Origin of the sequence: Variovorax sp. V118 (assembly GCF_041154445.1) — a bacterium.
Taxonomy (GTDB): Bacteria; Pseudomonadota; Gammaproteobacteria; order Burkholderiales; family Burkholderiaceae_C; genus Variovorax; species Variovorax boronicumulans.
Genome location: NZ_AP028663.1, coordinates 5,739,091 through 5,754,823, shown reverse-complemented (window position 1 = coordinate 5,754,823; position 15,733 = coordinate 5,739,091). Strand labels below are relative to the sequence as shown.

Genomic DNA, 15,733 nt, shown 5'->3' with positions numbered 1-15,733 from the left:
AACGAAAAAAGCTCCCGAAGGAGCTTTTTATTCATTCAGAGCGCCGAGGCGCTCATGAGTGTGTGGGGGAGGGCTTAGTAGCCGCCGCGGCCACCGCCGCCGCCACCGTAACCACCGCCGCCACCGCTACGGCCGCCACCGCCGCCGCCGTAACCGCCGCCGCCACCACCACCACCACCGTAGCCGCCGCCGCCACCACCACCGCCGTAGCCGCCACCACCGCCGGTGCGGGGGGGACGTGCTTCCATCGGACGGGCTTCGTTCACCGTCAGGGCGCGGCCCTGCAGCGATGCGCCGTTCATGCCTTCGACAGCTGCGAGTGCTTCAGCGTCCGTGCCCATTTCGACGAAGCCGAAGCCCTTCGAACGGCCGGTGTCACGTTCCATCATGACCTTGGCGCTGACGATCGAGCCGAACTCGCCGAAAGCCTGTTCCAGGTCGTTGTCACGCACGGAGTAGGCGAGGTTGCCCACGTAAAGTTTCTTGCCCATGGAGGGACTCCTAATTCAAACCAAAAAAACACAAAGCGATGGAGTCCCAGAATCACAACAAACTAATGCGCTGTGGCGCGAAACTGACCGATCACCAAATTACGTGCACGGGAGCCGAAGCTCGCAGACACGTGAGCCGGATTATCCGGCCCGATTTCCGAAAAAAGGGGGGAAATCTTGTGTTATCGAGAAACATTCCGACCCGACGGGCGGTTTCGCAACGGTTTCAGGAGGTCGGACAGGCCGTTGTGGTCTATTTCATGCATCAAAGCGAGCAGCCGGCCAATTTCTCCCGCGGGAAAACCCTCGCGCGCAAACCAGGTCAGGTAATTTCCGGGCAAATCGGCAATCAGCGTGCCCTTGTGCTTGCCAAAAGGCATTTCGAGCGTCACCAGGCGCTGCAGGTCTTCGGGGTTCATGCGCGCTTCAGCCGCCTGCGCGCTTGACCGTGTGGCCCTGCTTCACGAGGGCGGCGATCACCACCTCGCGGTGATCGCCCTGGATCTCCACGGTGCCATCCTTCACCGTACCGCCGGTGCCGCAGGCCGCTTTCAGCTGCTTGCCCACGGCTGCCAGCGCCGCCGCGTCGAGCGGCAGGCCCTTGACCACGGTCACGCCCTTGCCCTTTCGGCCCTTGGTCTCGTGCGATACGCGGACAATGCCGTCCGTGGCCGCCGTGCGGGCCTTCGCGAGTTCCTTGCAGCGGCATTGCGCCATCGGGGCGCCGCAGTCGGGGCACATGCGCCCGCCCGCCTCGGTGGAGTACACCAGCGTGCTGCCGGTGCGGCTGTTCTTCATCGTTCCCATTCGATCCGTCTTTCTTTCGATCTCTCTCTTTTTCCCGGTGCCCGTTCCATGCCATTCGATACCCTGGGCCTGACCCCCGCGCTCGCGCAAGCGGCCGCCGCGAGCGGCTTTGCCGCGCCGACCGCCATCCAGGCGGCGGCCATCCCTGCCATTTTGCAGGGCCGCGACCTGCGGGGCTCGGCACAGACCGGCTCCGGCAAGACGGCCGCATTTTCCCTGCCGCTGCTGCAGCGCCTGGCCGCCGAACCCGCCTCGTCGGCGTCGCGCCGGCTGCGCGCGCTGGTGCTCGTGCCCACGCGCGAACTCGCGGCCCAGGTGGGCGAGACGCTGGAAGACTTCGCACGGCACCTGCCCGAGCGCCTGAAGATCGTCGTCGCGGTCGGCGGCGTCTCGATCAACCCGCAGATGATGCGGCTGCGCGGCGGCGCCGACATCGTGGTCGCCACGCCCGGCCGACTGCTCGACCTGGTCGAACACAACGCGCTCGCGCTCGACGCCGTGTCGACGCTCGTGCTCGACGAGGCCGACCGCCTGTTCGACCTGGGCTTTGCCGAGGAGCTGCAGCGCATCCTGGCGCTGCTGCCGGCGCGGCGCCAGAACCTGCTCTTTTCGGCCACCTTTCCGATCGCCATCCAGGCGCTGGCCGACGACATGCTGCACGACCCGGCCCTGGTCGACGTGCAGGGCGAGCCCGGCACCCGGCCCGACATCGTGCAGCGCGCCATCGAGGTCGATGCCGCCCGCCGCACCCAGCTGCTGCGCCAGCTGCTGAAGGACAACGAAGGCACCTGGGACCGCGTGCTGGTGTTCGTCGCCACGCAGCACGCCGCGCAGACCGTGGCCGAGAAGCTGTACCGCAACGGCATCTACGCCGTGCCCTTCCACGGCGACATCGCGCAGGGCACGCGCCGCGACATCCTGGCGCAGTTCAAGCAGAGCCGCTGGGACGTGGTGATCGCGACCGACCTGGCGGCGCGCGGCCTGGACATCGCGCAGCTGCCCGTGGTCATCAACTACGACCTGCCGCGTTCGCCGACCGACTACATCCACCGCATCGGCCGCACCGGCCGCGCGGGCGCGAGCGGGCTGGCGATCAGCTTCGTGAGCCCCGCCACCGAGGCGCACTTCCGCCTGATCGAGAAGCGCCAGGGCCAGCGCGTGCCGCGCGAGCGCATCGCGGGCTTCGAGCCGGTCGAGACGGCGCCGGTGCTGGTCGACACCTCGGGCAACGGCGGCATCAAGGGCGCGCGGCCGAGCAAGAAGGACAAGCTGCGGGCGGCGGCCGCGCTGGCCGCACAGGCGGGCGGTGGGGAAGACGCGGACTGACGCGCGTCAGGCGTCAGCCGGCATGAAAGGATGTCGGCGGGTGCTTCGAACGGTTTTCCGCTTTCATGCGTTGCGCGCTATGCGTGCTGCTTGCCGAGAAAGCTCGCCATCAGGTCCACCGGCAGCGGAAACACGATGGTCGTGTTCTTGTCCGCGCCGATCACCGTGAGCGTTTCCAGGTAGCGCAGCTGGATGGCCTGCGGCTCCTGCGCCAGCACGCGCGCGGCCTGGAACAGCTTCTCGGATGCCTGCAGTTCGCCCTCGGCATGGATCACCTTGGCGCGGCGTTCGCGTTCCGCCTCGGCCTGCCGTGCGATGGCGCGGATCATGGATTCGGTGAGGTCGATCTGCTTGATCTCGACGTTCGACACCTTGATGCCCCATGACGCGGTTTGCACGTCCAGCGACTCGCGCACATCCAGGTTGAGCTTCTCGCGCTCGGCCAGCATGTCGTCCAGCTGGTGCTTGCCGAGCACCGAGCGCAGCGTGGTCTGGGCCAGCTGGCTGGTGGCGTTGAAGAAGTCCTTGACCTCGATGATGGCCTTGGCCGCATCGACGATGCGGAAGTAGACGACCGCGCTGACCTTCACCGACACGTTGTCGCGCGAGATCACGTCCTGCGTCGGCACTTCGAGCACCACGGTGCGCAGGTCGACGCGCACCACCTGCTGGATGGCCGGGATCACGAACACCAGCCCGGGCCCTGCCACCTTCGAGAAGCGCCCCAGGGTGAACACGATGCCGCGCTCGTACTCCCGGAAGATCCATATCGCCGAAAAGAGCAGCGCCGCCAGCAGGACCAGGGCGACGGCGCCGATGCCATAAGTGAAAGAGAGCATGGTGATCTCCCGCGACTCAGCAAAGGTGCTGAACGGTTGGACACCTGCCGCGCAGCGGCGTTCCGGCCGGGCCGGAATAAAGGTCGGCGCCGCCGCTACACCCACCCGAGCTGGCGCGCCGCCAGCTCCTTCATGATCTCCTCGGCGCCGCCGCCGATCATCATCACCTTGACCTCGCGGTAGACGCGCTCGCTCACGGTGCCGCGCATGAAGCCCATGCCGCCGAGGATCTGCACGGCCTGGTCGGCGCAGAACTGCATGGTCTGCGTGGCGTGGTTCTTGAGCAGGCAGACCTGTGCCACCCACTCCGGCGCGTTGATGCGGCCCGCTGCCTCGTGCGCGTCGCCCTCGGCGGACACGGCCTCGAGCCAGGCCTCGGTCGAGGCGATGCGCATCTGCATGTCGACCAGCTTGTGGCGCACGGCCTGGTGCTCGATGAGCGCGGCGCCGAAGGTCTTGCGCTCGCGCGACCAGGCCAGCGCTTCGTCGAGGCAAGCCTGCGCGAAGCCCAGCGCACCGGCCGCCAGCCCCACGCGCTCGCCATTGAAGTTGCCCATGACCATGCGGAACCCGCCGCCTTCGTCGCCGAGCAGGTAGCGCGCGGGCACGCGCACGTTGTCGAAGTGCAGCGTGGCGGTGTCGGAGCATAGCCAGCCCATCTTCGCGAGCCGCGTGCGCGAGAGGCCGGGCGCGTCGCCCGGCACGAGCAGCATCGAGAGCCCGCCCGCGCCGCGGCCTTCGCCGGTGCGCACGGCCACGGTGATCCAGTCGGCGCGCATGCCCGAGGTGATGAAGGTCTTCTCGCCGTTGAGCACGTAGTGGTCGCCGTCGCGCTTGGCCGTGGTGCGCACCGCGGCCACGTCGGAGCCGCCGCCGGGTTCGGTGATCGCGAGCGCGGCGATCTTTTCGCCGCGCAGCACGGCCGGCACGACCTCTTGCCGCACCGCGTCGCTGGCATGCAGTACCACGGGCGGCAGGCCGATGTTGTGCGAGAGCAGGCTCGCGAGCACGCCGCCGCTCTGGCCGTGGCGCGCGAGCGCGACCCAGGCCGGCAGCTTGAGCGCATACGAGGCGGGCGTGCCGCCGAGTGCTTCCGGGTAGCCCAGGCCCAGCAGGCCCAGCTCGGCCGCGCGGGCGTACAGCGCGCGCGGGAATTCGCCGGCCTCGTCCCAGGCCTGCACGTTCGGTGCGATCTCGGCCTGGGCGAAGCGGCGCACCGTGTCGGCGAGCGCCGCACGGTCGGCCTGCAGTTCAGCGTCCATGCCGGTCAGCCGCGAGGCGGGCGCTTGGCGATGCCCATGGTCTTGGCGAGGATGCCGAGCATCACCTCGTCGGCGCCGCCGCCGATCGAGCCCAGGCGGCCGTCGCGGTACAGGCGCGAGACGCGGTTCTCCAGCGTGAAGCCCATGCCGCCCCAGAACTGCAGGCAGGTGTCGGCCACCTGGCGCGTGAGGCGGCCGGTCTTGAGCTTGGCCATCGAGGCGAGCTCGAGCACGTCCTCGCCCTTCACATGCAGGTCGCAGGCGCGGTAGGTGAGGGCGCGCAGCGCCTCCACTTCGGTCTTGAGCTCGGCCAGCTTGAACTGCACCCACTGCTGGTCGGCCAGCGTGGCGCCGAACATCTGGCGCTGCTGCGCCCATTCGATGGTCTGCGTGATGCAGTCGTCCATCGGTGCGAGCGAGCTGGCCGCGCACCACAGGCGCTCTTCCTGGAACTGCTGCATCTGGTAGACGAAGCCCTGGCCTTCCTCGCCGATGCGGTAGCGCTGCGGCACGCGCACGTTGTCGAAGTAGATGAGGCCGGTGTCGCTCGAGTCCATGCCGATCTTGCGGATCTTCTTGGCCTTCTCGATGCCGGGCAGGTTCATCGGCACCATCACGAGCGACTTGTTGCGATGCACCGGGCCCTCGCTGGTGTTGACCAGCATGCACATCCAGTCGGCCTGCAGGCTGTTGGTGATCCACATCTTCTGGCCGGTGATGAGGTAGTCGTCGCCGTCCTTCTTCGCGTAGGTCTTCAGGCCCGCCACGTCGCTGCCCGCGCCGGGCTCGCTCACGCCGATGCAGCCGACCGTGTCGCCCGCGATGGCGGGCACCAGGAACTCGCGGCGCAGTTCGTCGCTGCCGAAGCGCGCGAGCGCGGGCGTGCACATGTCGGTCTGCACGCCGATGGCCATCGGCACGCCGCCGCAGCTGATGTGGCCCAGCCCTTCGGCGAAGGCCATCGCGAACGAGTAGTCGAGGCCGGCGCCGCCGAAGGCCTCGGGCTTGTTCAGGCCCAGCAGGCCGAGGTTGCCGAGCTTCTTGAAGACCTCGTGCGCGGGAAAGATCTCGGCCTCTTCCCATTCGTCGACGCGGGGGTTGATCTCCTCGTCGATGAACCGGCGCAGGGTGTTCTGCATCTCGAGGTGTTCATGGGTGTACTGCATCACTGGTCTCCGTTCGTTCGTTCGCTCGTTACTTGTCCTGGAACACGCGCGGTGTCTGCGCGAGGTGAAAGCCGTCGTAGGGCCGCACCGCCGGGCGCAGCTGCGCCTGCGCGTCGGGCAGCGCCATCGGCCAGCCCATGCGCGCCTGCGGGCGCGCGCCGTCCACGCGCAGCACGGTGCCGCTGATGAAGGCGGCGGCCGGGCCCAGCAGGAAGGCGATGGCGGCGGAGGTCTCGGCCTCGTTGCCGAAGCGGCCGGCCGGCACGGTCTTGCGCATGGCGCGCAGCATGTCGCCGGCCTCGGGCGGGTAGTGGTCCATGCCGCTGGAGGCGATGTAGCCCGGCGCCACGGCGTTCACGCGCACGCCGCTCACGGCCCATTCGGCGGCGGCGGTCTCGGTGAAGCTCACCATGCCGGCGCGCGCGGCGCCGCTGTGGCCCATGTTCGGCATCGACCCCCAGATGTCGGCCACGATGTTGACGATGGCGCCGCCGTTCGCCTGCATGCTCTGCAGGTAGCACTCGCGAGCCACCAGGAAGCCGCCCGTGAGGTTGGTGTGGATCACCGCCTCCCAGCCCTTGGCCGAGATGGCGGACAGCGGCGTGATGTACTGGCCGCCCGCGTTGTTGACCAGCCCGTCGATGCGCCCGTGCGCCGCGACGATGGCCTTCACGGCCTCGCGCACCGCGTCTTCCTGGCGGATGTCGAAGGCCTGCGTGCTGGCGTTGCCGCCGGCGGCTTCGATCTCGGCGCGCACCGCGTCGAGCTTCTCGGGCTTGCGCCCCACCAGCACCACGTGGGCGCCGAGCGAGGCCAGTTCGTGCGCGGTGCAGCGGCCGATGCCCGAGCCGCCGCCGGTGACGACGATGCATTGCCCGGCGAACAGGCCGGGCGCGAAGACGGAGCGGTAGTGGGATGCGTTCATTCGACAGGTTCTCGAAAAAGGGGAGGGGCCTTCAGGCCTCGGCGATCTCGGCCACGATGTGGCGCGCGGCCACCTGCGTGCCCACGGCCACATGCAGCGCCGCGACGCGGCCCGCGCGCGGCGCGCAGTGCACGTGTTCCATCTTCATGGCTTCGAGCGTGACCAGCGGCTGGCCGGCCGAGACGGTGTCGCCCTCGGCGGCGAGCAGCGCGACCACGCGGCCGTTCATCGACGCGCGCAGCAGGCCGTCGCCGCCGCCCGCGTCGGCGCGCGGAACGGCCACGTGCGTGAGGTCGTCGAGGCGGTGGGCGCGACCGTCGAAGTGGAGGTCCGTGCGTTCGCCGCGCCGCACGACCCATGCCTGCGCGGCCACGCCGTTGCAGGCAAAGCGCACCGGGCCGTTGTCCGGCAGCGCCAGCAGCGCGAGCGTGGCCGGCGCGGTGTCGTCCAGCACGACCTCGAAATGCGCCGCGCCGCGCGGCGTCACGCGCGCCGTGTGCACGGCGCCGTCGAGCGCAAAGCGCAAGGCGTTGGGCAGCGTGTGCGCCAGCGGCGAGGGCCAGCCGCGTTCGCCGGTCTGCAGCAGCAGGGCCGCGAGCAGGGCGGCGCGCGTGTCGCTCGCGGTGTCGGCGGCGAGCAGCGCGTCGAGGTGGTCGCCGACGAAGGCGGTGGTCGCACCGCCGCTTGCGAACACCGGGTGCGCGAGCGCGCGCTGCAGCAGCGCCTGGTTGGTCGGCAGGCCGAGCGCCACCGTGTCGCGCAGGCCGGCCAGCAGCCGCTGCCGTGCTTCGTCGCGCGTGCGGCCCGATGCGATGAGCTTGGCGATCATCGAGTCGTAGAAGGGCGGCACTTCGGCGCTGTCGCGCAGCGCATGCTCGGTGCGCAGAGCCGGTGACGTGCGCCAAGCGGTCAGCGTGCCGCTCTGCGGCAGGAAGCCCTGCTGCGGGTCTTCGGCGCACAGGCGCACCTCGATCGCATGGCCGGTGATGCGCACGTCGTCCTGCGTCAGCGGCAGCGGCTCGCCGGCCGCCACGCGCAGCTGCAGCTCGACCAGGTCCAGCCCCGTCACCGCTTCGGTCACGGGATGCTCCACCTGCAGCCGCGTGTTCATTTCCATGAACCAGTACTGGCCCTGCGCGTCGAGCAGAAACTCGAGCGTGCCCGCGCCTTCGTAGGCGATGGCCTTGGCGGCGGCCACGGCGGTGGCGCCCATGCGCGCGCGCAGCGCGGCATCGACGGCCGGCGAGGGTGCTTCCTCGATCACCTTCTGGTGGCGCCGCTGCACCGAGCAGTCGCGCTCGCCGAGGTGGATCGCGTGGCCGTGGCGGTCGGCAAACACCTGGATCTCGATGTGGCGCGGCGCGACGATGGCGCGCTCCAGGATCACGGTGGCGTCGCCGAAGGCATGCAGCGCCTCGGACTGCGCACTCTGCAGCTGCTCGGCAAAGGCGCCGGCCGAGGCCACGAGCCGCATGCCACGCCCGCCGCCGCCGGCCGTCGCCTTGATCATCACGGGCCAGCCGATGCGCTCGGCCTCGGCGGCCAGCGTGGCGGTGCTTTGATCGTCGCCCTGGTAGCCGGGAATGCACGGCACGCCGGCCGCCTGCATCAGCCGCTTGGCGCCGGCCTTGTCGCCCATCGCGACGATGGCCTCGGGCGATGGCCCGATGAAGACCAGCCCCGCGTCGCGGCAGGCCTGTGCGAAGGCCGCGTTCTCGGCGAGGAAGCCGTAGCCCGGGTGCACCGCGTCGGCGCCGCTGGCACGGGCCGCTGCAACGATCGCGTCGATGTTCAGGTAGCTCTGCGCGGGCAACGGCTCGCCGATGCACACGGCCTCGTCGGCCTGGCGCACATGCTCGGCGTCCGCATCGGCGCGCGAGTACACAGCGACCGTGCGGTAGCCCATGGCGCGCGCGGTGCGCATCACGCGCACGGCGATCTCGCCGCGGTTGGCGATCAGGATCTTCTGGAATGTGCTCACTGAAAAACCTCCGCGCTTCGCGCTGCGGTGCGAGCTTGCTTGGGGCGGCCCGGCGCTGCGCTCATGGCCGTGCCACCGAAAACTGCATGGGTTGCGGCGCGCGCGCCTCGGCGTCGCGGCAGATCGACAGCGCCTCGGCCAGCACGGCGCGCGTGTCGCGCGGGTCGATCACGCCGTCGTCGAGCAGCAATGCGCTGGTGGTGAAGACGCTCATCTGGCGCTCGAAGCGCTCGACGATCTGGCGCTGCATCGCGTCGATCTTCTCGCGGTCGACGGCACCCTTGCGGGCCATGCCGGCCTCCATCACGATGGCCATGGTCTGCGCGGCCTGCTCGCCGCCCATCACGGCGGTGCGCGCGTTGGGCCAGCTGAAGCAGAAGCGCGGCGCGAAGCCGCGCCCGCACATGCCGTAGTTGCCCGCGCCGTACGAGGCGCCGCAGTGCAGCGTGATCTGCGGCACGTTGGCGCTGGTCACGGCCTGGATCATCTTGGCGCCGTGCTTGATGATGCCGGCCTCCTCGTGCGCGCGGCCCACCATGTAGCCCGTGATGTTCTGCAGGTAGACGATGGGCGTGCGCGACTGGCAGCAGGCCTGGATGAAGTGCGTGGCCTTGGTGGCGCCGTCGGAATCGATCGGGCCGTTGTTGGTGATGATGCCCACCGCATGGCCTTCGAGGCGGATGTGGCCGCAGACCGTGGCGCTGCCGTAGTGCTCGCTGAAGGCCAGGAACTCCGAGCCGTCGGCGATGCGCGCGATGACCTCGCGCATGTCCACCGGCCGGCGACCGTCGGCGGGCATCAGGCCCATCAGCTCCTCGGCGTCGTGGCGCGGCGGCGCGAAGGTACGCGGCGCCTCGTCGTGCACCCAGTCGATGCCGCCGAGGATGGCGCGCGCGATGCGCAGCGCATCGCGGTCGTCCTCGGCCAGGTAGTCGCCCAGGCCCGAGATGTGGGTGTGCATGACGGCGCCACCCAGTTCTTCCTCGGTGGCGATCTCGCCAGTGGCGGCCTTCAGCAGCGGCGGCCCGGCCAGGAAGGCCCGCGTGCGGTCGCGCACCATCACGATGTAGTCCGACAGGCCCGTCTGGTAGGCGCCGCCCGCGGTCGACGAGCCGTGCGTCACGGTCACCACCGGCAGCCCCGCGGCCGAGAGCCGCGCGAGGTTGCGGAAGATGTTGCCGCCGCGCACGAAGTCCTGCACGCGGTACTGCATGAGGTTGGCGCCCGCGCTTTCCACCAGCTGGATGAAGGGCAGCTTGTTCTCCAGCGCGATCTCGTGCAGGCGCAGCTGCTTGTCCAGGCCCATGGGCTGCAGCGCGCCGGCGTCGATGCCGGAGTCGGAGGCGCTGATCATGCAGCGCACGCCGGCCACGCGCCCGATGCCGGCGATCAGGCCGCCGCCGGGCACGCTTTTCGAAAGGTCGGGGTTGTCCTGGCCCAGGCCTGCCAGCGTGGCCAGCGGCAGGAAGGGCGCGCCGGTGTCCAGCAGCAGCGCGAGGCGTTCGCGCGGCAGCAACTGGCCGCGCTTGGCGAAGCGCTCGGCCGAGGCGCTGGAGGCGGCCACGGCGCGGGCTTCATGGGACCGGACCTGGTCCAGCAGCGAGAGCATGCTGGCGCGGTTGGCCTGGTAGGCGTCTCCGGCGGTGTGCAGCCGGGATTCGAGGAAGGGCATGGGGGTCTGTGCGGTGCGCGCGTGTCGTTTCGCACAGACTTTAGGAGGCGGACCCCCGGCCCGCTTGCGCCAACTAGCTGGGGCGTACGCGCCGTTGTGCGGCGGGCGCGGCGTCGAGGCTGCTGCCCGTGACCACCCAGTAGATGAAGATCAGCACCGCGCCGGCCGTGCCGAACACCGTGAGGCCCATGTAGCTGCCGCCCAGCGAGAGCGCGTCGACCGGGGCGGCCGCCGTGCAGATCATGCTGGCCGCGCTCATGCCCACGTAGTGCATGGTGCACACCGCCACGCCCATCACGGCGGCGGCGGCCACCTGGTGGCTCAGCTTGCGCAGGTTGAAGGCCAGCCACAGCGCGGCGGCGGCGGCCGTGATGGCGATGACCACCGACAGCGCGACCATGCTGAAGTCGAAGCTCATCGTGGCCCGCATGTTCATCGCGAACATGCCCATGTAGTGCATCACGCACACGCCCAGGCCCGCCAGCAGGCTGCCCGCCAGCCAGCCCGAGCGGCTGAACTTGGCGCGTCCGCCCGCCAGGTACAGCGCAATGCCCGAGATCAGGATGGCCGCCACCAGCGACACGATGGTCAGCGGCATGTTGTAGGCGATGCCGAAGGGCAGCCGGTAGGCCAGCATGCCGATGAAGTGCATCGACCAGATGCCGATGCCCCCCAGCGCCACCGCGGCGCAGGCCACGATGGCCAGGTTGGGTTTGCCGTCGGCGCCGACCATGCGCCCGGCGCAGATCAGGGCCACCAGCGAGCCGAAGAAGGAAATGACGAACGAAAGCGCGACCAGCCCCAGGGAGTATTCGGGCGATAGCACTTGGCCTACGACGAGTGGAGTCATGCGATGTCCCTTCGGAAAGAGCGCTTCGCAGACCCCGACTGCCCTATGCGATCGGAACGCTGCGACGCGTCCCGATCAGTTTGTAATATGTGTTTATAAAAGTAAACAGAAACTTGTACTAATTGTTACCCTGAATGACAGGCCGAATTCGATAGATCGAATTGTTCCTGTCGGCCGCCACGTAGACCGTGCCGTCGCGCCCCACGGCCACCCCCGTCACCACGTACGGCGGGGGCAGGCCGGGCCCGGCCGCCAGGCCGATGGGCAGGTTCTCGGCGACGGTGCGGCGGGTGCCGGTGGCCGGGTCGATCTCGACCAGCCGGCGCGCCGCGCTCTCGGCCACGATGAAGCTGCCCCACGGCGTCTGGGCCAGGCCCTCGGGCAGCGCCAGCCCGTCGGCCACGGTGCGCAGCGGCGCGCTGGCGTCCAGCGGAATGCGCAGCAGCTTGCCGGCCGCCTCGGTCACGTAGAGCGCGCCGTCCTGGCCGACCACCAGTTGCACCGGGCCGTTCAGCCCGCTAGCCAGCACTGACTTCTCTGCAAACTTCGGCCCGCTGGCGCGCGTGATGCTGCCGGTGGCGAGCTCGGCGTAGATCACGCTGCCGTCGGGCATCGGCAGCGCGTCGAACGGCGCCTTCAGGCCGTGGATCGTCTCGACCGTCTTCAGCGTCTGGCGGTCGACCAGCTGCACCGAGCCCGTGAACCACGAGGTGAGCGCGAACAGCTTGGGCGACAGGCCGACTGCGAAGGGGTAGTCGAGTTCGGGGTCGCGCTGCATGCGGAACACGTCGCGCACCTCGCCGGTGCGCACGTCGACCTGCCGGAAGCCGAAGACGTCGGCCACCCACAGGTCGTTGCCGTCGATCTTCAGGCCTGCGGGCACCGCCACCTTGCCGCTGGTGAGCGTGCGCAGCTCGCCGGTGGCGGGGTTGAAGGCCTGCACCTCGTTGTTGGCCATGTTCGAGACGTAGATGGTCCCGTCGGGCGTGTCCTTGGCGATGGCGAGGTTGTCGAGCGACGGGCGCAGCTGCTTGGCCACGGTCTTCTTGCCGCTCGCAAGATCGACCTTCACCAGCTCGCCGCTGCGCGCATCGACCACCCAGAGGTTGCCCTTGCCGTCGAGGTTGGCGGCGGCCGGGATCTTGAAGCCGTCGGCGATCACGGTCAGGTTGCCGTTCGCCGGGTCGATCTTCACGACCTGGCCCTTGAACCACAGCGGGCCGTAGAGCAGCCCGTCGGGCCCGACCTCGAAGCCGTTGAAGCCGCCCATGTCCTTCTTGATGAGCCGGGGCGGCTGCTTGCCCTCGCGGTCGATTTCCCACAGCGCATCGCCCAGAAACACCTGCGAGGCGTAGAGCTTGCCGTTTCGGCGGTCGAAATCGAGCGAGTTCAGGCCGGGCAGGTCCTTGGCGAGCACGCGCAGCGGCGCGCTGTCGTTCTCGCGGTAGCGCAGCATGCCCATGAGGTAGTTGGTCCAGGCCAGTTCGCCCTTCGGGCCGACCGCGATGTCGTCGGCCTGGCCTTCGGGCGCGTCGATCAGCACCTTGGCGGCGCCGGTCTGGCGGTCGACCTCCCACAGCGTGTTGCCGAGCACGGAGCCCGCCAGCAGCCGGCCCTTCGCATCGATGGCCAGGCCGTGCACGCCCGCGAAGGACGACGGGGCCACGAGCACCTCGGGCGCTGCCCAGGCGGCGGGGCGCTTGGGTGGCGGCGACAGCGAACTGCAGGCGGCGAGCAGGGCGAGGGCGGCGGTCAGCGCGGCAGCGCGGATCGAGCGACGGGGCATGGCGATCTCCTCTGGGTTGGCGTTGTGACAGATGCGGCAGTGCGCCGCAGTCTAGGAGCCGGAGGAGGCCGCGCAGTCGCTCGCGGGACAAGACGCGGACTTTCGTCCGCTGCGGATAACCCGCAGCACCCGGTGATTTTTCAGCCGCGCAGCAGCTGCGTCGCCGTGTGGATCAGCAGCCCCACCAGCCCGCCCACCAGCGTGCCGTTGATGCGGATGAACTGCAGGTCGCGCCCGATGTGGCGCTCGAGTTCGTCGGTCATCTCGTGCGCGTTCCACTCGCCCACGCGCTCCTCGATGTAGCGGCGGATGTCCTCGCGGTAGCGCTCGATGGCCGCCGGCGCGGCGGCTTCGAGCTGCTCGTTGATCCAGGCGCGGATGGCCGCGTCGTTCTGCAGCCGCTGGCCCAGCGCGCCGGCCATCGTCGCGATGCGCTGGCGGATGGTCGAGTCGGGGCGCCCGAGGTCGTCGTGCAGCCAGCCCAGCAGCTCGCCCCACAGGCCGTGCAGGTAGTCGCCCAGCGCCGGGTGCGCGATGAGCTCGGCGCGGATCTGCTCGCCGCGCTGCTGGAACTCGGGGTCGAGCTTCAGGCGCACCACGAAGTCGTCCACGAAATGGTCGAAGCGCTTGCGCATCGGGTGGTCGGACTCGGCCGCCAGCTCGGCCAGCGTGCGCGCGATGGCGGCCACGATCTTGCGCGTGGCGAGCTTGGCCGCCACCTGGTCCAGGCCCACGTAGCGCAGCGTCTTGATCTCGCGCGCGATGGCCTCGGTGATGTGCGCCTGCACCTCCTCGCCGTCGAGCAGCTCGGCCACCTGCTGCAGCACGTCGTCGAGCAGCGCCTGGTGGCGCCCGCCGGCCGTGAGCGCATCGAGCGCCTGGCCGGTGAGGCGAGAGAGGTCGATCTTCGCCAGCCCGGCCGCCGCGGCGCGGCCCATGAAGTCGCGCACCCGTTCGTCGTCGAAGGCGGCCAGGCCGTAGCGCGTGGCGGCCACGCCCCATTCGCCGAGCCGCTCGCCGCTGGCGGGCCGGGCCAGCCACTCGGCGATGCGCCCCGCCGCATCGAACTGGCGCAGCTTGGCCAGCACCTGGGCGGTGCTCAGGAAGTTGTCGCAGATGAAGCCCGCGAGCTTGGCGCCGATGCGATCCTTGTTGCTCGGGATGATCGCCGTGTGCGGGATCGGCAGGCCCAGCGGGTGGCGAAACAGCGCCACCACCGCGAACCAGTCGGCAATGGCGCCGACCATCGCGGCCTCGGAAAAGGCCGCCACGTAGCCCCAGGCCGGGTGCTGGCCGTGCAGCGCGCTGGCCAGCGCATACAGCGCCGCCGCCGCGCACAGCAGGCCGAGCGCGACGCGTTTCATGCGTTGCAGTGCGCCGCTGCCGTGGTCTTCAGCCAATGGTGTGCGAGGTCGCGAGGCGCTCCATGAACAGCTCGCAGCGCGCGAGCTGCTCAAGACTCACGAACTCGTCGGGCTGGTGCGCCTGCTCGATGCTGCCAGGGCCGCACACCACCGTGGGGATGCCGGCGTTCTTGAACAGGCCCGCTTCGGTGCCGAAGGCCACCAGCGTGGTGCGGTCTTCGCTGGCCAGGCGCTGCGCGAGCAGCGTGACCGGATCGCCGGCCGCGCCCAGGAAGCTCGGGATCTCGCAGATCGTTTCGAACTTGAAGCCCGCGTCGGGCGCCACCTTCTTCATGGCGGGCTCGATGCTCGCGGCGTAGGCCAGCACGTCGGACTGCATGCGCTTGGCGTCGGCCGTGGGCAGGTCGCGGAATTCGTAACGGAACTCGGCGTCGCGCGGCACCACGTTGTCGGCGATGCCGCCGTGGAACTGGCCCACGCTGGCGGTGCTGAAGGGCACGTCGAAGCCGTCGTAGCGCGGCTCGCTGCGCTCGAAGTCCTCGGCCATGTCGCGCACCTTGCCGATCACGCGCGCGGCCATCTCGATGGCGTTGACCGACTTCGGCGTGAGCGACGAATGCGCCTCCTTGCCGCGCACGCAGCACTTGTAGCGGTACACGCCCTTGTGGGCGATGGCCGGCACCATGCTGGTGGGCTCGCCCACGATGCAGGCCAGCGGCTTGATGCCGGCGTCGCGCATGTCGGCAATGAGTTCGCGCACGCCGAAGCAGCCGATCTCTTCTTCATACGTGAAGGCGAAGTGCACGGCGAAGGGCGCGTCGCCCTCGAGGAAGCGCTGGGCGTTGGCCAGCGCGATCGCGATGTAGCTCTTCATGTCAGCGGAGCCGCGGCCGTACAGGCGCTCGTTCTGCACCACGGCCGACAGCGGGTCGACGCTCCAGGCCTGGCCGTCCCAGGGCACCGTGTCGGTGTGGCCCGAGAGGATCACGCCGGCCGGCTTGCCCTCGCCCAGCGTGGCGAACAGGTTCGCCTTGGTGCGCTCGGCGTTGTAGGTGATGCGGCTCTTCACGCCGAGGGCCGCGAGGTGCGCCTGGGCGAAGTCGATCAGCTCGAGGTTGCTGTTTGCGCTCACCGTGTTCATGCGAACCAAGGTTTGCGCCATCAAGAGGCTCTGGGGAGAAAGCGTGTGCTGCATGCAACAGATTGTCCGGGAAGTTGAACGCCCGCGCAGATGGGTATCGGCGTTGTCACGCGCAGCGGGTAG

Annotated in this window: 14 protein-coding genes; 1 reads left to right on the top strand and 13 read right to left on the bottom strand. The window is 69.7% G+C overall.

Annotated features, from left to right (window positions below; all coding sequences use genetic code 11):
• Nucleotides 1–74: 74 nt before the first annotated feature.
• The 3 genes from ACAM52_RS26665 to ACAM52_RS26655 all read right to left on the bottom strand — a co-directional run bounded on the left by ACAM52_RS26665 (nt 75) and on the right by ACAM52_RS26655 (nt 1,298).
• Nucleotides 75–491: an RNA recognition motif domain-containing protein gene (locus tag ACAM52_RS26665; protein ID WP_369645031.1), complete on the bottom strand. Its 417-nt coding sequence runs from the start codon at nt 489–491 to the stop codon at nt 75–77.
• 182 nt (nt 492–673) lie between these two features.
• Nucleotides 674–910, bottom strand: a complete 237-nt coding sequence (locus ACAM52_RS26660; protein ID WP_056584018.1) for a DUF3820 family protein — start codon at nt 908–910, stop codon at nt 674–676.
• Between the two features lie 7 nt (nt 911–917).
• Nucleotides 918–1,298 (bottom strand): translation initiation factor Sui1, encoded by a 381-nt coding sequence (locus ACAM52_RS26655; RefSeq protein WP_062472780.1) that lies wholly within the window; start codon nt 1,296–1,298, stop codon nt 918–920.
• 48 nt (nt 1,299–1,346) lie between these two features.
• Here ACAM52_RS26655 and ACAM52_RS26650 point away from each other — a divergent pair, with 48 nt between their 5' ends.
• Nucleotides 1,347–2,624, top strand: a complete 1,278-nt coding sequence (locus ACAM52_RS26650) for a DEAD/DEAH box helicase (protein ID WP_369645030.1) — start codon at nt 1,347–1,349, stop codon at nt 2,622–2,624.
• Between the two features lie 77 nt (nt 2,625–2,701).
• On the opposite strand, the gene ACAM52_RS26645 is transcribed toward ACAM52_RS26650, so the two are convergent.
• The 10 genes from ACAM52_RS26645 to argE form a co-directional block, all read right to left on the bottom strand.
• Nucleotides 2,702–3,463 (bottom strand): slipin family protein, encoded by a 762-nt coding sequence (locus tag ACAM52_RS26645; RefSeq protein ID WP_062472784.1) that lies wholly within the window; start codon nt 3,461–3,463, stop codon nt 2,702–2,704.
• A gap of 95 nt (nt 3,464–3,558) precedes the next feature.
• Nucleotides 3,559–4,725, bottom strand: coding sequence for an acyl-CoA dehydrogenase family protein (locus tag ACAM52_RS26640; protein ID WP_369645029.1), 1,167 nt, complete (start codon nt 4,723–4,725; stop codon nt 3,559–3,561).
• Between the two features lie 5 nt (nt 4,726–4,730).
• The gene (locus ACAM52_RS26635; protein WP_062472787.1) at nt 4,731–5,891 is read right to left on the bottom strand and encodes an acyl-CoA dehydrogenase family protein; all 1,161 of its coding nucleotides are present in this window, start codon (nt 5,889–5,891) and stop codon (nt 4,731–4,733) included.
• Nucleotides 5,892–5,919: 28 nt separating this feature from the next.
• Nucleotides 5,920–6,816: an SDR family NAD(P)-dependent oxidoreductase gene (locus tag ACAM52_RS26630; protein ID WP_369645028.1), complete on the bottom strand. Its 897-nt coding sequence runs from the start codon at nt 6,814–6,816 to the stop codon at nt 5,920–5,922.
• A 31-nt stretch (nt 6,817–6,847) separates the two neighbouring features.
• Entirely contained in the window at nt 6,848–8,740 is a 1,893-nt protein-coding gene (locus ACAM52_RS26625; protein WP_369647786.1) for a biotin carboxylase N-terminal domain-containing protein, read from the bottom strand.
• Between the two features lie 118 nt (nt 8,741–8,858).
• Complete coding sequence (locus ACAM52_RS26620; RefSeq protein WP_369645027.1) at nt 8,859–10,469, bottom strand: acyl-CoA carboxylase subunit beta; 1,611 nt, start codon at nt 10,467–10,469, stop codon at nt 8,859–8,861.
• A gap of 73 nt (nt 10,470–10,542) precedes the next feature.
• Entirely contained in the window at nt 10,543–11,319 is a 777-nt protein-coding gene (locus ACAM52_RS26615) for an MHYT domain-containing protein (RefSeq protein ID WP_062472795.1), read from the bottom strand.
• A gap of 118 nt (nt 11,320–11,437) precedes the next feature.
• A complete protein-coding gene (locus ACAM52_RS26610) occupies nt 11,438–13,105 on the bottom strand; it encodes a hypothetical protein (protein WP_369645026.1) in 1,668 nt (555 codons plus the stop codon).
• 140 nt (nt 13,106–13,245) lie between these two features.
• Entirely contained in the window at nt 13,246–14,469 is a 1,224-nt protein-coding gene (locus ACAM52_RS26605; RefSeq protein ID WP_369645025.1) for a DUF445 domain-containing protein, read from the bottom strand.
• A 28-nt stretch (nt 14,470–14,497) separates the two neighbouring features.
• The gene (gene argE / locus ACAM52_RS26600) at nt 14,498–15,664 is read right to left on the bottom strand and encodes an acetylornithine deacetylase (RefSeq protein WP_095950723.1); all 1,167 of its coding nucleotides are present in this window, start codon (nt 15,662–15,664) and stop codon (nt 14,498–14,500) included.
• Between the last annotated feature and the right edge of the window lie 69 nt (nt 15,665–15,733).

Bases quoted from the DNA above. Each gene is read 5' to 3' on its own strand.
- ACAM52_RS26605 (WP_369645025.1), bottom strand. From the start codon at position 14,469: ATGAAACGCGTCGCGCTCGGCCTGCTGTGCGCGGCGGCGGCGCTGTAT.
- ACAM52_RS26665 (WP_369645031.1), bottom strand. From the start codon at position 491: ATGGGCAAGAAACTTTACGTGGGCAACCTCGCCTACTCCGTGCGTGAC.
- ACAM52_RS26625 (WP_369647786.1), bottom strand. From the start codon at position 8,740: ATGCGCACCGCGCGCGCCATGGGCTACCGCACGGTCGCTGTGTACTCG.
- ACAM52_RS26610 (WP_369645026.1), bottom strand. From the start codon at position 13,105: ATGCCCCGTCGCTCGATCCGCGCTGCCGCGCTGACCGCCGCCCTCGCC.
- argE (WP_095950723.1), bottom strand. From the start codon at position 15,664: ATGCAGCACACGCTTTCTCCCCAGAGCCTCTTGATGGCGCAAACCTTG.
- ACAM52_RS26660 (WP_056584018.1), bottom strand. From the start codon at position 910: ATGAACCCCGAAGACCTGCAGCGCCTGGTGACGCTCGAAATGCCTTTT.
- ACAM52_RS26640 (WP_369645029.1), bottom strand. From the start codon at position 4,725: ATGGACGCTGAACTGCAGGCCGACCGTGCGGCGCTCGCCGACACGGTG.
- ACAM52_RS26620 (WP_369645027.1), bottom strand. From the start codon at position 10,469: ATGCCCTTCCTCGAATCCCGGCTGCACACCGCCGGAGACGCCTACCAG.
- ACAM52_RS26615 (WP_062472795.1), bottom strand. From the start codon at position 11,319: ATGACTCCACTCGTCGTAGGCCAAGTGCTATCGCCCGAATACTCCCTG.
- ACAM52_RS26655 (WP_062472780.1), bottom strand. From the start codon at position 1,298: ATGGGAACGATGAAGAACAGCCGCACCGGCAGCACGCTGGTGTACTCC.
- ACAM52_RS26650 (WP_369645030.1), top strand. From the start codon at position 1,347: ATGCCATTCGATACCCTGGGCCTGACCCCCGCGCTCGCGCAAGCGGCC.
- ACAM52_RS26645 (WP_062472784.1), bottom strand. From the start codon at position 3,463: ATGCTCTCTTTCACTTATGGCATCGGCGCCGTCGCCCTGGTCCTGCTG.
- ACAM52_RS26635 (WP_062472787.1), bottom strand. From the start codon at position 5,891: ATGCAGTACACCCATGAACACCTCGAGATGCAGAACACCCTGCGCCGG.
- ACAM52_RS26630 (WP_369645028.1), bottom strand. From the start codon at position 6,816: ATGAACGCATCCCACTACCGCTCCGTCTTCGCGCCCGGCCTGTTCGCC.